Annotated in this window: 13 protein-coding genes and 1 pseudogene; 3 read left to right on the forward strand and 11 right to left on the reverse strand. The window is 56.0% G+C overall.

Annotated elements, in window-relative coordinates:
• Positions 1-69: 69 nt before the first annotated feature.
• The 11 genes and pseudogenes from FC75_RS09760 to FC75_RS09810 all read right to left on the reverse strand — a co-directional run.
• Positions 70-2028 (reverse strand): annotated as a pseudogene (locus FC75_RS09760) (KUP/HAK/KT family potassium transporter); the annotation flags it as partial.
• 142 nt (positions 2029-2170) lie between these two features.
• On the reverse strand, positions 2171-3739 hold the full coding sequence (gene rny, locus FC75_RS09765) for a ribonuclease Y (RefSeq protein ID WP_056989779.1): 1569 nt from the start codon (positions 3737-3739) through the stop codon (positions 2171-2173).
• A gap of 179 nt (positions 3740-3918) precedes the next feature.
• The gene (locus FC75_RS09770; protein ID WP_054661685.1) at positions 3919-5175 is read right to left on the reverse strand and encodes a competence/damage-inducible protein A; all 1257 of its coding nucleotides are present in this window, start codon (positions 5173-5175) and stop codon (positions 3919-3921) included.
• 57 nt (positions 5176-5232) lie between these two features.
• Positions 5233-5808, reverse strand: coding sequence for a CDP-diacylglycerol--glycerol-3-phosphate 3-phosphatidyltransferase (pgsA, locus tag FC75_RS09775; RefSeq protein ID WP_054661682.1), 576 nt, complete (start codon positions 5806-5808; stop codon positions 5233-5235).
• Positions 5805-6746, reverse strand: a complete 942-nt coding sequence (locus FC75_RS09780; RefSeq protein ID WP_054661680.1) for a helix-turn-helix domain-containing protein — start codon at positions 6744-6746, stop codon at positions 5805-5807. Before FC75_RS09780 ends, pgsA begins: the two co-directional genes overlap by 4 nt.
• Before the next feature lie 87 nt (positions 6747-6833).
• Positions 6834-7559 carry an elongation factor P 5-aminopentanone reductase gene (ymfI, locus tag FC75_RS09785; protein WP_056989780.1) on the reverse strand — a complete coding sequence of 242 codons (726 nt, stop codon included), beginning with the start codon at positions 7557-7559 and terminating at the stop codon, positions 6834-6836.
• Complete coding sequence (gene yfmH / locus FC75_RS09790) at positions 7556-8854, reverse strand: EF-P 5-aminopentanol modification-associated protein YfmH (protein WP_056989802.1); 1299 nt, start codon at positions 8852-8854, stop codon at positions 7556-7558. The genes ymfI and yfmH overlap by 4 nt, the downstream gene beginning before the upstream one ends.
• Positions 8855-8865: 11 nt before the next feature.
• The gene (gene yfmF, locus FC75_RS09795) at positions 8866-10125 is read right to left on the reverse strand and encodes an EF-P 5-aminopentanol modification-associated protein YfmF (RefSeq protein ID WP_054661677.1); all 1260 of its coding nucleotides are present in this window, start codon (positions 10123-10125) and stop codon (positions 8866-8868) included.
• A 9-nt stretch (positions 10126-10134) separates the two neighbouring features.
• Positions 10135-12456: a DNA translocase FtsK gene (locus FC75_RS09800; protein ID WP_056989781.1), complete on the reverse strand. Its 2322-nt coding sequence runs from the start codon at positions 12454-12456 to the stop codon at positions 10135-10137.
• A 75-nt stretch (positions 12457-12531) separates the two neighbouring features.
• Positions 12532-13041: a tRNA (cytidine(34)-2'-O)-methyltransferase gene (locus tag FC75_RS09805; RefSeq protein ID WP_054661674.1), complete on the reverse strand. Its 510-nt coding sequence runs from the start codon at positions 13039-13041 to the stop codon at positions 12532-12534.
• Positions 13042-13267: 226 nt separating this feature from the next.
• Positions 13268-14095, reverse strand: coding sequence for a methyltransferase domain-containing protein (locus tag FC75_RS09810; protein ID WP_056989782.1), 828 nt, complete (start codon positions 14093-14095; stop codon positions 13268-13270).
• Between the two features lie 69 nt (positions 14096-14164).
• On the opposite strand from FC75_RS09810, the gene FC75_RS09815 reads away from it, so the two are divergent.
• The 3 genes from FC75_RS09815 (at position 14165) to FC75_RS09825 (ending at position 17415) form a co-directional block, all read left to right on the forward strand.
• A complete protein-coding gene (locus FC75_RS09815; protein ID WP_054663000.1) occupies positions 14165-15112 on the forward strand; it encodes a magnesium transporter CorA family protein in 948 nt (315 codons plus the stop codon).
• A gap of 180 nt (positions 15113-15292) precedes the next feature.
• Positions 15293-16270: a GMP reductase gene (locus FC75_RS09820; protein ID WP_056989783.1), complete on the forward strand. Its 978-nt coding sequence runs from the start codon at positions 15293-15295 to the stop codon at positions 16268-16270.
• Positions 16271-16380: 110 nt separating this feature from the next.
• Positions 16381-17415, forward strand: a complete 1035-nt coding sequence (locus FC75_RS09825) for a lactonase family protein (RefSeq protein WP_054662997.1) — start codon at positions 16381-16383, stop codon at positions 17413-17415.
• The last annotated feature ends 116 nt before the right edge of the window (positions 17416-17531 follow it).

Genomic DNA, 17531 nt, shown 5'->3' on the forward strand with positions numbered 1-17531 from the left:
GGCCTTCAACCGCATTGCTTTGGCATTCATGATCTGATGCTTAGAAAAGGCCACGGTCCTTGGCACGCTGATGAACAGCGGCACGGTTTCCTCCACCACGTTGGCAAATTCGAGGCCGTACCAGTTGGCTGGGCTCGTCGTGATGTTCTGCAGCCACAATCGGCCGCCAATCAGGCTGCGCTGCCACCCAGGAATGTTCTCGGTGGTCAGTAAATTCTGCGCCTGCTCGCGAATAATGACAAACTTGAAGTCGCCGACGTTACGATTCTTGACGGTCGTGTACTTCGGCGTCTGCGGGTCGATCACCTTCGCGTTCAGCAAGTCATTGATGATCTTTCGAATGTAGACATTCACGTGCTGCGACATGCGGAACCCTAAGTAGATTTGGACAGAGATCACATTACGCGTGTGCAGCATGTCAACCGTGTAACGCATTTCAACCGGTTTGTCCGTCTCGTTGACGGTCACAAACCAGTAGACCTTGGCGCGCTTAGGCCGCTTGTCCAAGATTGAATAAAGCGTGGACCGTTTTAGCCGGTAGCCTTCCTTGACCTTGGTCATGTAGACGAGGTTCGTCGTGTAAGTCGGGATTGAGTCGTCCGCAGACAACTCGGTCAGCTGATCGACGTAATCAGTCAGCACCACGTACTCGCTTTCGTCCTGATAGTGCTCCCGAATCTTATTGCCGAAGTACCACACGGCCATCAGCGTCAGGATCAGCAACATGATGAATAACGTGATATACCCACCGTGCAGGAATTTGACCATGCTAGCGATCAGAAAAACCGTTTCGATCAGGCCAAAGAACCCGGCGATCAGGCCCGCGTAAAGCCGCCTGATCTTCATGGACAGGAACTCGAACAACAGGATGGTCGTCATCAGCATCGTGATGGTGATCGCCAGTCCGTATGCGGCCTCCATCGCCTTAGAGGTCCGGAAGAACCAGACCACGCTCAGGGTCACCAAGCACAAGAACCAGTTCACAAAAGAAATGTAAATCTGACTGCGTTCGGTCGACGGGTGCTTGATCGCCATGCGCGGCAGGAACTTCAGGCCCACGGCTTCGTGCACCAACGTGTAGGAACCCGTGATCAAAGCCTGAGACGCGATGATCGCGGCCAAAGTGGCCAGCACAATGGCAAACGGCCGCAGTCCGCTGTTCAGCATTGTGTAAAACGGGTTAAGAGTCGTCATGCCCGAAAACGCAGCGTCCTGATAATGGCCAATCAGCCAAGCGCCTTGGCCAAAGTAATTCAGCATCAGGCAGACATACACGAATGGCCATGTCGCGTAAATATTGTACTTGCCAACGTGACCCATGTCCGAGTACAACGCCTCGGCCCCAGTCGTCGCCAGGAAAATGCTGCCTAACAGAAAAATCCCGACCTTATTGGCAAGCGAAAAAAGAATGCGAACCGCGTAAACCGGATTCAGCGCTTTCAGGATCTCCAGGTGACCCGTCATATGCGTCACCCCGGCCAAGCCCAGGAAAACAAACCAAACCAACATGATCGGCCCGAAGGCATTGCCAAGTTTGGCGGTCCCAAACCGCTGAATCATGAATAGCGTCAGCAAAACCACGCTGGTGATCACCAGCACAACGAGCTGCGAGTTGCTGAACACAAAGCTGCCGAAGCGCTGATTTTTCAAGCCTTCAAGGGCCGTGGTGACCGTGACCGCCGGGGTCAGCGTCCCGTCCGCCAGCAGCGCAGCCCCCCCAATCAGCGCAGGAATCGCGAGCCACGCACCGCGGCGCCGGACCAACGCGTACAGAGCGAAAATCCCGCCTTCACCATTGTTGTCAGCCTGCATCGCCAGCACCACATACTTGATCGTGGTGAGGATCATCAACGTCCAAAAAATCAGCGACACCGACCCAATGATGTAGTCCGGGGTCAAGGCGCCGACCGAGCCCGCATCTGCGATAATCGCGTTCATGACGTACAGGGGTGAGGTCCCAATGTCGCCGTACACGATGCCTAAAGTGATCAACATACCGATCAGTGACGCTTTTTTCTTCCGTGTCATTATTCTCTCCTTATCGACGTCCGGATTGCACCAGGCGCCCCAAGTGACTGTACGAAATGATAATCCAATTCACGGGTCAGCGTCAACTGATAGCAGAAAAGCGGACCGCCACCCCAAGGATGACGATCCGCTTTTGTAAGCCTCATTTGGCGTATTCCACAGTCCGCTTTTCGCGGATCACGGTCACCTTAATGTGGCCAGGGTACTCGAGTTCTTTTTCGATCCGATTGCGAATGTCCCGGGCGAGAACAACTGATTGCTCATCGGACAACTGATCCGGTTGCACAATCACGCGCACCTCGCGTCCAGCCTGAATCGCGTACGACTGCGCCACCCCTTTGAACGAGTTGGCGATTGCCTCCAGTTTCTCCAACCGGTGGAGATAATTCTCCAGCGATTCCGAACGGGCCCCTGGGCGGGCGGCTGAAATCGCATCGGCCGCGGCAACTAACACCGCAATGACCGACGTCGGCGCCACATCGCCATGATGAGACGCGATCGTGTTGATCACCACTTCCGGTTCCTTGTACTTGGTGGCAAGCTCCACGCCAATCTCGACATGCGAACCACCTACTTCGCGGTCCTGAGCCTTACCAATATCATGGAGCAATCCTGCGCGTCTCGCTAAGTTAACATCTTCGCCGAGTTCTGCCGCCATGATCCCAGCCAGTTTGGCCACCTGGATCGAATGATCCAGGACGTTCTGCCCGTAACTGGTCCGAAAGTGTAAGCGGCCCAAGATCTTGATCAAATCGGGATGCATGTTGTGGATCCCGACATCAAAAATTGCCTGTTCCCCGATTTCACGAATGCGTTGGTCCATTTCCTTGCGCGCTTTATCGACCATTTCCTCAATGCGCGCCGGGTGAATGCGACCGTCCTGAATCAGTTTTTCAAGCGCCATCCTTGCGATTTCGCGTCGAATCGGATCAAACCCCGAAAGCACGACGGCTTCCGGCGTGTCATCGATGATCAGATCGATGCCCGTCAACGTTTCCAAAGTCCGAATGTTACGACCCTCGCGGCCGATGATCCGCCCCTTCATATCGTCATTAGGCAGCGTGACCGTTGTGACCGTTGTTTCGGCGACCACGTCAGAGGCACTGCGCTGGATGGCATCGGCAATGAGCGACTTGGCCGTACGGTCCGCCGTCTCCTTTGCCTCATCTTCACTTTCTTTGATCAACATGGCGCGTTCATGCGCCAGTTCAGCCTTGGTTTCAGTGAGGACCTGGTCCTTCGCCTGCGCCTTGGTCAGGCCGGCGATGCGTTCCAACTCCTGCTGTTGTTTCGTAATAGTGGCGGTAATGTCTTCTTTTTTAGCTTCCAATTGCTGCTGGCGGGCGTTTAAGTCATTTTCACGCTCCGTCAGGCTCTTTTCCTTCTGGTCAAGTGTATCATCACGGCGATCGAGCGCCTCTTCACGCTGCAACACCTGATGTTCTGACTGCTGGACCTCACTGCGCCGATCCTTAAGCTCGGCTTCCACCTGAGTTTGGTACTGGTGGGCTTTCTCACGTGCCGAGACCAATCGTTCTTTTTTGAGCGTCTCGGCTTCTTTCTTCGCGTTCTCAATGATTCCTGCAGCACTGTCATGTGCTTGATCCAAAGTATGCGCATGGCTCCGTTTCTGAAGCCAATTGCCGATCAACAATCCGAGCACTAAAGCGATGACGGCGAGGATCACTGAGAGCAAAATTCCTGAGCTCATCTTTTCACCTCCGCATCATCAAAAAGTTTCACGATGCTATTAATTTATACAATTTGACACAATCTTGATTGTAGCGGTTGCCGCTTTTGGTGTCAACTTGATGAAACCGCGTCAAGCCTACGCAAAAGCGGGTTTGCCAACGTGGCAGACCCGCCTGAAGAAAAGTTTTAAGCGCTATTTTAGACGTGCTTTTCACGGCCTTGCAGAAAACGCAGCAAGATAAATAATGCCGCTTTGACCGCTCGGCCGCGAACGGCGGCGCGATTTCCCGGAAAATGATGCACCGACGCACTGGTCGGCTGACCGCTTGCAGCCAGCCCGATCCATACGGTTCCGGCCTCCACCCCTTGGTTAGGGCCAGGGCCGGCCACACCGGTCAAACTGAGGGCCACATCGGCGCCGGCCTGCTTGAGTGCGCCTTCAGCCATCGCTTTCGCCGTCTGCTCACTGACCGCTCCCGCCGCATCGATTTGCTTCTGGTCAAGGTGCAAGAATGCCGCCTTGGTCTGATTCGAGTATGTCACAAACCCGCCTTTAAACCAGTCAGACACGCCAGGGACATCAGCCAAGGCGGCTTGCAAGGCGCCGGCAGTCAAGCTCTCGGCTGCCGTGACCACCGTGTGGGTGCGGCCCAGGGCGGCGACCACTTCAGCAGCCAGGCTGTTATTATCGCCGTACCCATAAAAGTATTGGCCGAGACGTTTTTGCACCTCACGTTCCAACGGGTCCAGCAGCGCTTCAGCCGCCGCTTCTGACCCTGCCTTGGCGGTCAGCCGCAAGGTCACTTCGTAAGGCTTAATGTACGTGGCCAGGGTCGGATTAGTTTGCTGCGCAATCAGATCGTCAAGCTCGGTCACCAACTGTGATTCACCAATGCCGAAGAAGCGCAGCACTCGCGACACCAACACCTCGCCGTGCCCCAGCCGTTTCAGCAGCGCCGGCACCAGCGCATTGAGCACCATCGGTTCAAACTCGCGCGGCGGGCCCGGCAGTAACACGTAAGCCCTGCCTTGAACATCGAGCATTGCCCCAACGGCCAGCCCCACCGCGTTCGGCAGCACTGTGGCCCCTGCTGGGTACATCGCCTGCAGCAGGTTGTTTGCCGTCATCTGGTGATGCTGCTGCGTCGCGAATGCCTTGAGTTTGGCCATGGCGGGTTCGTCTGTCACGAGCTCAACGCCCAAGTGTTTGGCCAACGTCTGCTTGGACAAATCATCCGGGGTCGGACCCAATCCACCCAGCACAAAAATCAAGTCGGCACGGCTTTCAGCTAGCGCAATGGCAGCGTCCAGACGCGCCGAATTGTCGCCAACGACCTGCTGGTTGAGACTGTCGATGCCCAAATCACTCAGCTGCTTAGCCAGAAACGCCCCATTGGTATTGGTGATCTGGCCCAACAGCATTTCCGTCCCGACTGCGATCAATTCTGCGTTCATGCAACTCTTCCTTTCCGTCCAGACAACAAAAACCCGCAGCTACCTGCGGGCCTCGGGTTATTTGCCAAACGAATCAGCAAACACCCCACGATTTTTGTAGAAATATTCAATGCCTGAGTACAGCGTGAAAATCACCGCCAGGTAGAACAGGATCAGGCCCAAAGGAAAACTCATGCCAAAATTGTTCAGGAACAAGCAGATAATCGCCAGATCCTGCGTCACCGTCTTGATCTTGCCCGGCCAGGCCGCAGCAAGCACTTCGCCTTCGTTGGACAACAGCAGCCGGAGGCCGGTCACTGCCAGCTCCCGCCACAAGATGACCGCTGTGCCCCAGGCTGGGATAATACCAGCCGCCGTAAGGAAAATAAACGCCGTCATCACCAACAGCTTATCCGCCAGCGGATCGGCAAACTTACCGAAATTGGTCACCAAGTGCCGAGCCCGGGCAATTTTGCCATCGGCCAAGTCGGTGAGCGTGGCCGCGATGAAGATGATGGTTGCCAAGAGGTAGGACCATGAAATGCTCCCACTGCCCACTGCAAAGCTGCCAGCCGGCCAACCCAGGACCAAGAGAATCGTGAAAACCGGGATTAAAATGATCCGCAGCATCGTTAATTTGTTTGGTAAATTCACTGTGCGTTCCCACTTTCTGACGAACTGGCAGCCGCCGCAGAGAAGGTCACGGTCCGCACGACACTCGTGGTCGTGGTCCCCAAGTCGACCTTCTTGCTGTTCAGCGAGATTGTTGTTTTAGGCATGTTACCAGAGTTAACGGCAAAATTCGTGGTGCCGTCTGGCAAGTCAACCGTGTGCTCACTGCCCGGCTGAACCGTCCCCTGCCAGGTCACCGCGTTGTTGACATACACCGCGACCCAGGCGGCGGCATCAGTCGCGGCCACCTTGAGCTTGTTGCCCGTGGCAGGCAGGTTAGTCACCGTTGCGGTTTGCCGAGTGGTGGAAACGTCAGTCACCGCAATTTTCAGCCCACTATGTTTCTTACTTGATTTCTTCGTCTTTTTGCTGCTCGAAGCCGCATTCTTAGAGGAAGAACTGCTCGAACTGGCTTTTTGACTGCTGCTGGAGGTCTTCTTACGACTCGAAGTCTTTTTACTGCTGGAAACGGAGACGTTGTCATTGGTCGGAATCGTCTCTTTAGGCTGAGAGCTTGAGTTGTGCCACATCACTAAGTAAACCCCGACGATGATCACGATGGCAAGCGCGGCGATGGCAATCGGCCAGGCGTGCTGCCGCAGCTTGTTGACCGGTGAATTTTCCGCCGACCGCTCGCTGCGAGTCCGATTTTCAACTGATTGTTCGACGTACTCCTGCGGCTGCGTGTCCGGAATATCTTGCTGAAATTGTGTCAGCAGCGCATCAGCGTCCAGCCCGACCGTCTCGGCGTACTGCTTGATAAAAGCCCGGACGTAGAAATCGCCTGGAAGCGCGTCAAAATTACCCTCTTCAATCGCAATCAAATAACGCTTTTGAATCTTTGTGATCTGTTGAAGGTCATCAAGGGTATACCCCTTTTCAATTCTGGCGGTACGCAGTTTTTGCCCAATTTCGTCCATTTGTTTTCTTCACCCGCTAGTTTATTATTGACTGTTTTCAGTATAGCATGAATAAACTGCTACATGAATTAAGAAATAGTTGCGTTGCTAGCGCAGCCAACCGCCCGTCACGTATAGCGTTTGGCCCGTCAGGTAGGCTGCGTCTGGGGCACACAAGCTGGCGACGTAAAAGCTGATGTCTGCAGGTTCTGCAAACCGGCCTGCCGGGATCTCAGCCCGCACTGCTGCCAGCGTGGCGTCATCAAACATCGCATTCATCTTGGTCGCAACGGCCCCGGGCGCGACCACGTTGACCGTGATGCCAAGGCTTGCGACCTCTTGCGCGTACGCCTTGGCAAACGCCGACTGCGCGCCTTTGACCGTACTGTATGCCACTTCCATGGCCGACCCGGCCGCGCCATACACGGAGCCGATAAAGACGACGCGACCGCGCCCGGAAACCGCGAGTTTGGCCTGCAACTTCGTCAATAAAACCATCGGGGTCAGCAGATGGACTTTCATCAGCGTGCTCAACTCACCCACAGTCGTTTCTTGAAACAAGTGGTAGTAGGTCATCCCCGCGGCAAAAACCACCGCATCGACCCCAAAAAGCTGGCTGGTGAGCCGGTCTAAATGGGTCTCATCAGTAAAATCATACTGGACTTTCAGAAAATCCTGCTTGGGATAGGCAGCAGTCAGCTCTTCCAGTAGTGCTGTGACGGGCCGCTCATGCTGATCGTAATGCAGGTAGAGCGACCAGCCCTGTGCGGCCAAGCGCTTGGCACAAGCGCCGCCAATATCCCCGCTGGCGCCAATAATCAACGCAAAGCTCATGCTTTCGCCTCCGGCCGCACGTGAAAGACGGACACTGCGTCAACATCGAAGAAGCTTACGGCGGCAGCTTTTACGTCTTCTAGTGTCAATGACTTCAACGCATCGACCACCTCAAACGCGTTCAACCCGGTGAAGCTCTGAGAGGACAACTGATTGGCGGTCTGTTCCAGGGAATTCAGGGACATGTAGTACTTGCCCAGCGCCGCCTGCAGGATCCGTTCAAACCGCTCGGCCGTGAGTGCCGGCTGATCGGCACCGCGGGCGATCACCGCCGCGACGGCATCCGACATTGCGGAAGGGTCGTCTGCATCCCCAGAGATCGTGGCGTAGTTAAACGTGCGCCCGGCAATATAGTCCGCGGCAAAGGAGTCGTCCACCAGCCCCTCGTCATACCACTGCTGATAAAGCGGTGACGAGTCGCCGAAAACCATTTCCAGCAGCACCTCGATCGCCAACTTGTACTTGGTCCCTTCGAGATCAGCTTGGACATCCACTTGCCCTTTGATCCCAATCGCGCTTTTCGGCCGGATCACCGGCAAATCGGCTGCTCGATAAGGCAGAATCGTCGCCAGGTCCCCATCAAAGCCGACCCCGCGCACGATTGGGGTGCTGGGCGCAAAAGTTTTTTGGGCCTGATCATCGGCGATTTGGGCCATGATCGCCGCCGCGTTAAAACTACCGACCAGAGTCAACGTCATATTGCTGGGCTGATAAAATGTCCGGTAGGCCTGGTATAACCGTTCCGGCGTGATCTTGGCGATAGAGTCAATGGTCCCAGTCACGTCACGGGCAACCGGGTGACCCGGGTACAAGTTGCCGATGATGCCGTAGTAAAGCAACCAGCCAGGGTCATCTTGATACATTTGGATCTCCTGACCAATAATGCCGCGTTCTTTAGCCACCGTCTTATCAGAGAAATAGGGCATCTGCACAAAGTCAAGCAGCGTCTTGAGGTTCTGGCTCAGCTTGGTGGACGTCGAAAACAGATACGCGGTGCTGGTGGCGCCGGTGAACGCGTTAGCCGACGCGCCGGTTTGGCCAAACAGGTCAAACGCGTCGTGATCCTCCTTCTCAAACAACTTGTGTTCAAGAAAGTGCGCGATGCCCTCTGGGTCTTCCACCATTTCACTGACGCCAGCTGGCTGGTAACGCACGTCGATGCCCCCGTAGTTGACGGCAAACATCGCGTAGGTTTGGTGATAGGCCGGCTTTGGGACCAACAGCACGCGGAGACCATTCGCCAAGGTCTTCGTGACCAACGTTTCCCCAACCGTGGGATAATACTTTTTTGCCATCGCCGTTTCCATCACTCCGCCTCCTGTTCGTCCAAGCAGTACACGGCCTGCAGCCGCAATGCCGCAGCTGCCGCCATGACTTCCTGCTTGGTCACCGCGGTGATCGCCGCCGCATAAGCCGCATAGCCGGGCTGGTGAGTGGGGACCAACGCCTGAAGCAGCTCCTGCCGCGCCAAAAAGCGCGGCGAATCATAAGCGGCCTGCCGCGCGTTAAGCAGCCCTTCCTTGATTTGTGCAAGCAAGGCCGCCGAAAACTCGCCACTCGCCAAATTTGCCAACTGCGCCGTGATCAACGACTGAACCTGCTCGCGTTGAGCGCCATCGATGCCAGTCTGCACCATCACAAACTGCCGGAAAGGATTAAATGCAGAGCTGGCGTAATACGCTAAGCTAGCCTTTTCGCGCACATTCGTGAAGAGAAGAGACAACGGCGAGCCGCCAAATAATTCGTTCATCACCACGTTCGCATAATACTGACGGCCATACAAATCACTGGGCGCCGTATAAGCCAAGTTCAGCTTGGCTTGGTTCACGTGCGCCTTGACCGTCTGCTGCCGCACCGGCGCCTCGGCTTGCCGATAACTCAGTGCGAAACTCGGCTGCGGCCGGGCACTGAACCCAAGCTGCTCAGCTAGTGGCCGCACCTGCTCTTCGGTGACATCACCGACGACCACGATCTCAATCTGATCATGGCGGATCATCGCCTGATACGTGTGCATCAAGTCCGCCTGGGTCAGCCGCTCAAGCTGCGCAGTGGTCCCGAAACTAGGCGTGGCTTGCGCACCGTTGCCCTCAAAGTACAGCCGCAGCGTTGCCAAGCTGGCCTGCAGCTGGCGGTCTTCATCCAAGCTGCCCAAATACGCAGCCAGGTTTTTCCTTTCGCGGTCAAACACGGTCCGGTCAAACTGGCCCGCCACCAATAACGGCCTGAGCAGCACCTCGTGAAGCAGCGCGAACCCTTGGGCAAGCAGTGGCACTTGGGCGAGTTGGTCCGCCACCAGGTTCAAGGTCGCAGTCACCCGGTGCATCGTGCCGTCCTTGGCCACCCCGATGCCGAAACTAGCCCCGAACATGGCTTCCAAAGCAGCGGACAAGGCAGCTTGAGTTGGATACCGGGCCGAGCTGGTTTCCAGCACGGAGGTCAACAGGGTGCGGGCCGCAAACGTCTCCGCCTTGGCAGGCGCGATGAAGTGCACGGCGACCCGGGTGGTTTTGAACTGTTTGGTTGAAAGCACATTCAGAAATACACCATCAGTTAATTGAATTCGCATAAAAACTCCTTAACTTTCGTCCTGTGATTGTCCCGGTTGGACAAACACCTTGCGTGGTTTGCTGCCTTCGCTCGGCCCCACAATATGGTTTGCCTCAAGGTCATCGATCAACCGCGCCGCCCGGTTGTAACCGATCCGAAAACGGCGCTGCAGCAGTGAGGTTGACGCGGTTTGCTGCTGAATCACAAACGCCTTGGCCTCGTCATACAGCTCGTCTTCCGAGTCACCGGCAGCCGCTTCCTCGGGCTCATCGCTCGGGGTCATGTCCTCGACATACTCCGGTGCCACCTGATCGGTGATCGATTTAACGACCGCTTCCACATCTTCGGAAGAAATGTAAGCCCCTTGGATCCGCATCGGCTTAGCCGCATCAATTGGGGCAAAAAGCATGTCCCCACGGCCAAGCAACTTTTCGGCGCCATTCATGTCCAGAATCGTCCGGGAATCAACCCCTGACGAAACCGCAAACGCCAAGCGGGAAGGAAAGTTGGCTTTGATCAGGCCGGTGATGACATCGACACTGGGCCGCTGCGTGGCAATGATCACATGGATTCCGGCGGCCCGGGCCATCTGGCCCAACCGCACCAGCGCTGTTTCCACCTCGCTGCCGGCGACCATCATCAAATCTGACAGCTCGTCCACGATCACCACAATGAGCGGCAAATGCGGCACGTCAGGATCATGTTCCGCCTTGGCCTTTTGGTTGTACTCCCCGATGTTGCGAACCCCTGCGGCGGCAAACCGCTCGTACCGGTTTTCCATCTCCTTGACCACTTTGTTCAGGGCTGATGGCGCCTTTTTGGCCTCGGTCACCACTGGGGTGAGCAAGTGCGGCACCCCGTCATAAACCGACAGCTCCACTTTTTTGGGATCGATCAGCATGAGCCGCACTTGGTCGGGCTTGGTGGTCATCAAGATGCTCGTGATGATCACATTGATCATGACCGATTTCCCCGAACCGGTCGCCCCTGCAATCAGCAGATGCGGCATCTTAGTCAGATCAAAGGTCTTGACGTGCCCATCCACGTCCTTGCCCAAAGGAATCACCAGCGGCTTCCCTGGATGGGCCGGCGTTTTTTCAAGCACTTCACGGAACCCGACCGTGGCCACCTGCTGGTTTGGCACTTCAATACCAATCAGTGATTTGCCAGGGATTGGCGCCTCAATGCGGATATCCTTGGCGGCCAGCGCCAGCGCTAAATCATCGGCCAGGTTGGTGATTTTGGAAACCTTGACGCCAGTCGCAGGTTGAATCTCGTATTGGGTAATGCTCGGACCCAGTGTGGCCTGCTTCACGGTCACGTCAACGCCAAACGACTGCAGCGTCTCACTGAGCTTGACCGAGTTCTTGCGGATTTTGGCGGTCTCGGCTGACTGGTCAGTCGCCGGAATCGGCGTCAGTAAGCTCATCGCCGGCAGTACGTAATCGTCGCCAGCGCTTGCGCTGGTGTCCAGCGGCTGCTCGGCGTCTGCCGCTTTGCTTTTTTCATCAGCCAACAGCTCTGTTTGCGCGGCTTCCGAATGAGGCACATTGATTTTGATTTCTTGCTGCCGCTCGGCCACCGGCTTGGGCAAGTCTTTGGCGGGCTCAGTGCTCGATTGAGGTGCAGGCTCAGTTGCGGCATTCATGTGAGCCGGCTTGGATGCCGCCTCAGTCGCTTCTTTCTTGGCGGTGTGCTTGGCGGTGCGAAGGTCTCGGCCTTGGTCGAACTGGTTGCGCAAGCCGGCGACTGCTTCGCTGAGCTTGGCGGCCAACCAGTGCCCCGCCGCAAACACTTGCGCTGGTTTAACGCCGGCCAGTGCGGCGACGCCGATCAAGATGAGCACCCAGAATAAAATCATCGCGCCAATTTCTGCCAGCAGCGGCGCAAAAAGATTGAGCAAACCGGCGCCAATCAATCCCCCGCCGACTCGCGAGGTGGTTGCTTGCAAGGCAAAATCCCCTTGCAACAGCCGCCACGTTGCAAGGAAAAAGTGGGCATGGACACTTTGGGCCGCCATCGCCCGGCCCGACATGACCCCCAACCCGCCAAGCGTGATGAGCCCGGCGCCCCAACTCAGCCGCGCGGTCGGCCGCAGCGCCTTGCCGGAAACAATCAGCCAAGCGCCATAAAGCACCACCAGTGCCGCCCCGACAAGGTACGCATCCCCAATCACCAACCGAAAACAGTTGGCCAGAAACGTCCCGATAATGCCGAGTTTAAAGAACGCCAACGCGGCCACCACAAACAGCCCGCAACCGACCCAGTTGAGTGTGTGGTCGACTTTACGGGTGCGGGGCTTACGCTTGGTTGGTGATTTTCGCTTGCTGCTCGTCCGCCGCTGCGCCATGAATTGCCTCCTTAGAATCTAAGCCTCATTATACACGAGGCGCCTTGAATAGAAAAAAAGCGGCGCCGTTCGCCTTTACTTCAGCTTATCGTGCGGATAGACATGGCTGCGCTCCAGCCCGGCAAAGTTTTGCTGGCGCAGGGCCTCATAAATCACCAAGGCGGCACAGTTAGATAGGTTCAACGCCCGCACCTTGTCCGTCATCGGGATCCTGACCGCCTTTTCCGGATTAGCGCGCATGAAGGGCTCCGGCAGACCAGTCGTCTCCTTGCCGAACATGAAGTAGTGATCAACCGCAGCGTCGCTGTAATCGACGTCGGAATAGGTCTGCTCGGCAAACTTTGACACCAGGTAAAGATACTGGGGAGCTTTCACAGTGGCCATGAACGCCTCAAGCGACTCGTGGTACACGATCTTCACCGAGGCCCAGTAGTCGAGGCCGGCGCGCTTGAGGTGCTTGTCATCTACCGAAAACCCCAGCGGTTTGATCAGATCCAGCACGCTGTCGGTGGCAGCCGCGGTCCGCGCAATGTTTCCCGTATTGGCCGGGATCAGCGGTTGGTACAACACAATATGATTGGTCATTTTAACTTACCTCCACAAAAAAACGCACCACCTCGGTGACTGCACGGCGAGACGGTACGTTAGTTAAATTTTTCATCGCTAACTTTTATCAATTTCCCAAAAGCAAGCCCTGATAAAAGCCAGAAATAAAAATGCTTAAGAGTAATTTAACACCGATGCCTAGACCTTGCAAGCCCTCGCCTGATATTTAGCGCTTTCACCGCGCCAAACCTTAGCGTTTTCACATTTAACGGGACGCCTCGAGTAAACACACGTCCACGTGAATACTGGTCGGCGGCGACTGAAGCATTGCCGCCCGCTTCGCCGCGTCAGCCTGCCACGTCAGCGGGGTCATTTTCATGACATCGCTGAACTGAGCAGCCGTCACCGGAAAGTCATACGTCAGCGGCGTCTGGACCGCACCAGGATACGCGGCCAAAAACCGGTCAAGCACCGGTTGGTTGCTGTATTCAGCCTTGGCCGTGCCGGCATAAAGCCCCTGCCGCAGCTCGCGCAGGTAGCCTGCCGCCGGAATGACTTTGAACAACCGACCGCCCGGGCGAAGGACCCGATCGAATTCGTGGTACGCGCCTGGCGAGAACAAGTCGACCACTGCGGCAAAACTGTCATCTTGGAAGGGCAGCCGAGCAAGATCCGCGACACAAAACACCGCGCTGGTCGCCAGCCGCCCCGCCAGCGCGATCGCAGGGGCCGAAATGTCAAAGCCCACCGCCAGGGCACCGCTTTGCGCCAGCGCCGCAGTCGGCGTGCCTTCCCCGCAACCGACGTCGAGCACCGTCTCGCCAGCGCCAAGCCGGCTGCCAATGGCCTCGATGAATGGCGCAAAGAAGCCCGCCTGTAGGACGCGCCGCCGGGCCTCCAGCATTGGCGTATCGTACTCCGTCGGACTCGGCTTCGCCAGAAAATTGACCGTCCCTTTTTTGGCCAAATCGTACCGGTGCCCATTCGGACACAGCAAACTGGTCCCACTCACACTCAGCGGCTCGCCGCAAACTGGACAAGCAAACACTGCCAGTTGGGCCATCACCTTGGCTTTTTCCTCAATTTTTCGCATCGCGCATCCCTTTCCCGCGAACTCTCACAGTTTTATAGTACACTTAAGAAAAAGTCTGCGGAGGTCATCATGCTTTCTGTTTACAAATTCGATGATACAAAAGGCGGCGTGAAGCCACAAGCCAAAATCGAACCCGGGGTTTGGATCAACGTGACTGCGCCCAGCAAAGACGAGCTGTCCACGCTGGAAAAAAAGACCCGCGTGCCGGAAGACTTTCTGCTCTACGGCTTGGATCCCGACGAAGGCGCCCGCTACGAATACGATGCGGACGTGAACGTGCACCTGCTTATTTTTGATATGCCCGTGGCGACGCTGGACCCGAAAAAGCGTGTCACCTACAAAACAATCCCGCTGGCCATTATTATCACCGCAACCGCCCTGATCACGATCGATACGCAGACCCAGCCGCTACTTTCGCTGTTTGCCGAAAATCGGGTGCCTGACTTTGACCCCCGACGTCAAAATCACGCCGCGTTGCAAATGATGTACCGCGCAACGGCAGCCTACCTGACGTACTTGCGGGACATCAACAAGGCGCGCGAGAGCTTGGAAGCAAAACTGCAATCTAGTCTGCGCAACGAGGAGCTTTACGGGTTAATGGGAATTCAGCGCGGCTTGGTGTACTTCATGATGAGCTTGCGCACCGATCGCAACGTGCTGCAGCAGCTCGAACGCACGGATCCCTTGCAGCTGGACGAGGAAGGCACTGACCTGCTGGATGATATCCTGATCGAAAACCAGCAAGGAATTGAAATGGCACAGATCTCGAATTCGATCATCAGCGAAACCACAGACACCTACTCCAACATCATTAACAACAACATGAATGGAGTCATGAAGTTTCTCACCTCTTACTCCATCATCTTGACCATTCCCACGCTGGTGTTCTCGTTCTACGGCATGAATATGGACTTACCCTGGGCGGGGATGCATATCTCTTGGATCATCACCATCATCATCTCTTTGATCATCTCGGTCCTCATCGGCCTGCAGTTCTGGAAAAATCGGTACTTCTAACACATGACCCTCGCCGCGGCGAGGGTTTTCTTTTCCCCGTCCGAGGCATTGTTCGGAACGTATCGAACATTAAAATATTATTTTTGAGAATAAGTTGACATTTCCGAACGCTTACCGTATATTAGCGCGTGGTGTGGCAAAGGTCACACGAGTTCTCGATGTGGTGAAAGGACGATAAGCATGGAAATTTTTGATTACGAAGATATTCAGCTGATTCCAAATAAATGCGTGGTGCGCTCACGCAAGGAAGTGGATACCAGCGTTGAGTTCGGCGGCCGCAAATTTAAATTGCCAGTCGTCCCTGCGAATATGCAAACCATTATTGACGCACCGCTGGCCAAGTGGCTCGCCGCCAACGGTTACTTCTACGTGATGCACCGGTTTAATCCGGAAACGCGAGAACAGTTTGTCCGCGACATGCACGAGGCCGGCCTGTTTGCCTCGATATCCGTGGGGGTGAAGGACGAGGAGTTCGCCTTCATCAAATCGCTTGCCGGCGCTCAGCTGGTGCCTGAATACATCACGATCGACATCGCTCACGGGCATTCCGACATTGTGATGGACATGATCCGCCACATCAAAAAATACCTGCCAGGCAGTTTTGTGATCGCAGGCAACGTCGGCACGCCCCAAGCGGTCCGCGATTTGGAAAACGCAGGGGCTGACGCCACCAAGGTCGGCATTGGCCCAGGCAAGGTTTGCATCACCAAGCTCAAGACGGGCTTTGGGACTGGCGGCTGGCAACTGGCTGCGCTGAGATGGTGCGCCAAGGCCGCGCGCAAGCCGATAATCACCGACGGCGGCATCCGCAACAATGGCGACATCGCCAAAAGTATTCGCTTTGGGGCGACGATGTGCATGATCGGCTCACTATTTGCCGGGCACAAAGAAACGCCAGGCAAGCACATTGTCAAAGACGGCAAAGAATACCAGGAATATTACGGCTCCGCCTCTGAATACCAAAAAGGCACCCACCACAACGTTGAAGGCAAGAAAATCCTGCTGCCGGTCAAGGGCTCAATCAAAGACACGTTGGTCGAAATGCAAGAAGACCTCCAGTCAGCAGTTTCCTACGCGGGTGGTCGCGACATCGGCGCGCTTAAGGCCGTCGATTACGTGATCGTGAAAAACTCGATTTTTAACGGTGATCAGTACTAACTTCGCCCTCACAACCGCCTGCCGTCCTCGGCAGGCGGTTGTGTGTTTCGAAGCTGTATCCGGTTTCTGCTATAATGGTCGGGTACGTATCTAACCAAGGAGGCAATACATTGAAAGAAACTGTTTTACTTGGTGGTTACACCAAACACGAAGGCCAAGGCGTTTACCGCGCGACCTTCGATTCGGAAACGGGCACCATGAGTGAAGCCGAGCCGTACATCACCGGCATTGGCTCGCCCACTTACCTGGCCGTCTCCAAGGCGAATGCGGCGTATGTCGTTGACGCCGCGGATGGCAAAGGCGGTTTAGCAGCCTTTGACCTGAACCAGACCCCACCGCAGCTGCTCAACACCGTGCTGGAACCGGGTACGAGTCCCGCCCATGTGTCGATTGACGAAAAGCGGCAGCTCGTCTTTGCCGCGAATTACCACGAAGGCCGCGTCAATGTCTATAAAATCAACCCCGACCGCACCCTCACGCCGACCGATGTTGCCCGGCACCATGGCCATGGCCCACTGCCTGAACAGGATGCCAGCCACGTCCACTTTGCCGGTCTGACCCCTGACAGGCGCCTCGCGGTCATCGATTTGGGGACGGACGAGGTCTACACCTACCCGCTTGACGAAGCAGGCAAACTCGGCACGCCGGCGATCCTCAAGCTGGCCCCTGGGTTCGGGCCGCGCCACCTGGTGTTCCATCACGACAAACCGATTGCCTACCTACTGGGTGAGCTTTCCAGTCAGATCACCGTCTTGCAGTACGATCAGGCCACCGGCGGGTTCACCCAAGGTCAGACCCAGAAGACCATTCCGGCCGACTGGACTAAGCACAACGGCGCCGCAGCCATTCGCATCAGCGCGGACTCCCGGTTTATCTACGTGACCAACCGCGGCTACAACAGCGTCACCGTTTACGCGGTCTCAGAAGATGGCCTAGAGCTGACCGAAGTGCAGCAGATTTCAACGGAAGGCGACTTCCCGCGCGATGCCAATCTTGATCTCACCGAAAACTACCTGCTGGCGGTCAACCAGAATACCAGCAACGCAACGCTGTATCAGCGCGACAGCGGCTCCGGCAAGCTGACGATGGTCCAAAAGGATATTGTCGCCCCAGAATCTGTCAATGTGGTCTTCCTCAAAGCGTAACGCCTAAAGTCTCACAGCGTGCCCACACGGCGCGCTGTTTTACTGTGGGAAGTCAGGCTTTACCGAAATTTTTCCTTTTCCGCCTAGCCATAATTGGTGAGTCCGGTATACTTGAC

This window comes from Lacticaseibacillus camelliae DSM 22697 = JCM 13995 (genome assembly GCF_001436615.1).
Lineage (GTDB): Bacteria > Bacillota > Bacilli > Lactobacillales > Lactobacillaceae > Lacticaseibacillus > Lacticaseibacillus camelliae.

Bases quoted from the DNA above. Each gene is read 5' to 3' on its own strand.
- FC75_RS09800 (WP_056989781.1), bottom strand. From the start codon at position 12,456: ATGGCGCAGCGGCGGACGAGCAGCAAGCGAAAATCACCAACCAAGCGT.
- FC75_RS09815 (WP_054663000.1), top strand. From the start codon at position 14,165: ATGCTTTCTGTTTACAAATTCGATGATACAAAAGGCGGCGTGAAGCCA.
- rny (WP_056989779.1), bottom strand. From the start codon at position 3,739: ATGAGCTCAGGAATTTTGCTCTCAGTGATCCTCGCCGTCATCGCTTTA.
- FC75_RS09780 (WP_054661680.1), bottom strand. From the start codon at position 6,746: ATGGACGAAATTGGGCAAAAACTGCGTACCGCCAGAATTGAAAAGGGG.
- ymfI (WP_056989780.1), bottom strand. From the start codon at position 7,559: ATGAGCTTTGCGTTGATTATTGGCGCCAGCGGGGATATTGGCGGCGCT.
- yfmH (WP_056989802.1), bottom strand. From the start codon at position 8,854: ATGGCAAAAAAGTATTATCCCACGGTTGGGGAAACGTTGGTCACGAAG.
- FC75_RS09805 (WP_054661674.1), bottom strand. From the start codon at position 13,041: ATGACCAATCATATTGTGTTGTACCAACCGCTGATCCCGGCCAATACG.
- FC75_RS09770 (WP_054661685.1), bottom strand. From the start codon at position 5,175: ATGAACGCAGAATTGATCGCAGTCGGGACGGAAATGCTGTTGGGCCAG.
- FC75_RS09810 (WP_056989782.1), bottom strand. From the start codon at position 14,095: ATGCGAAAAATTGAGGAAAAAGCCAAGGTGATGGCCCAACTGGCAGTG.
- yfmF (WP_054661677.1), bottom strand. From the start codon at position 10,125: ATGCGAATTCAATTAACTGATGGTGTATTTCTGAATGTGCTTTCAACC.
- FC75_RS09820 (WP_056989783.1), top strand. From the start codon at position 15,293: ATGGAAATTTTTGATTACGAAGATATTCAGCTGATTCCAAATAAATGC.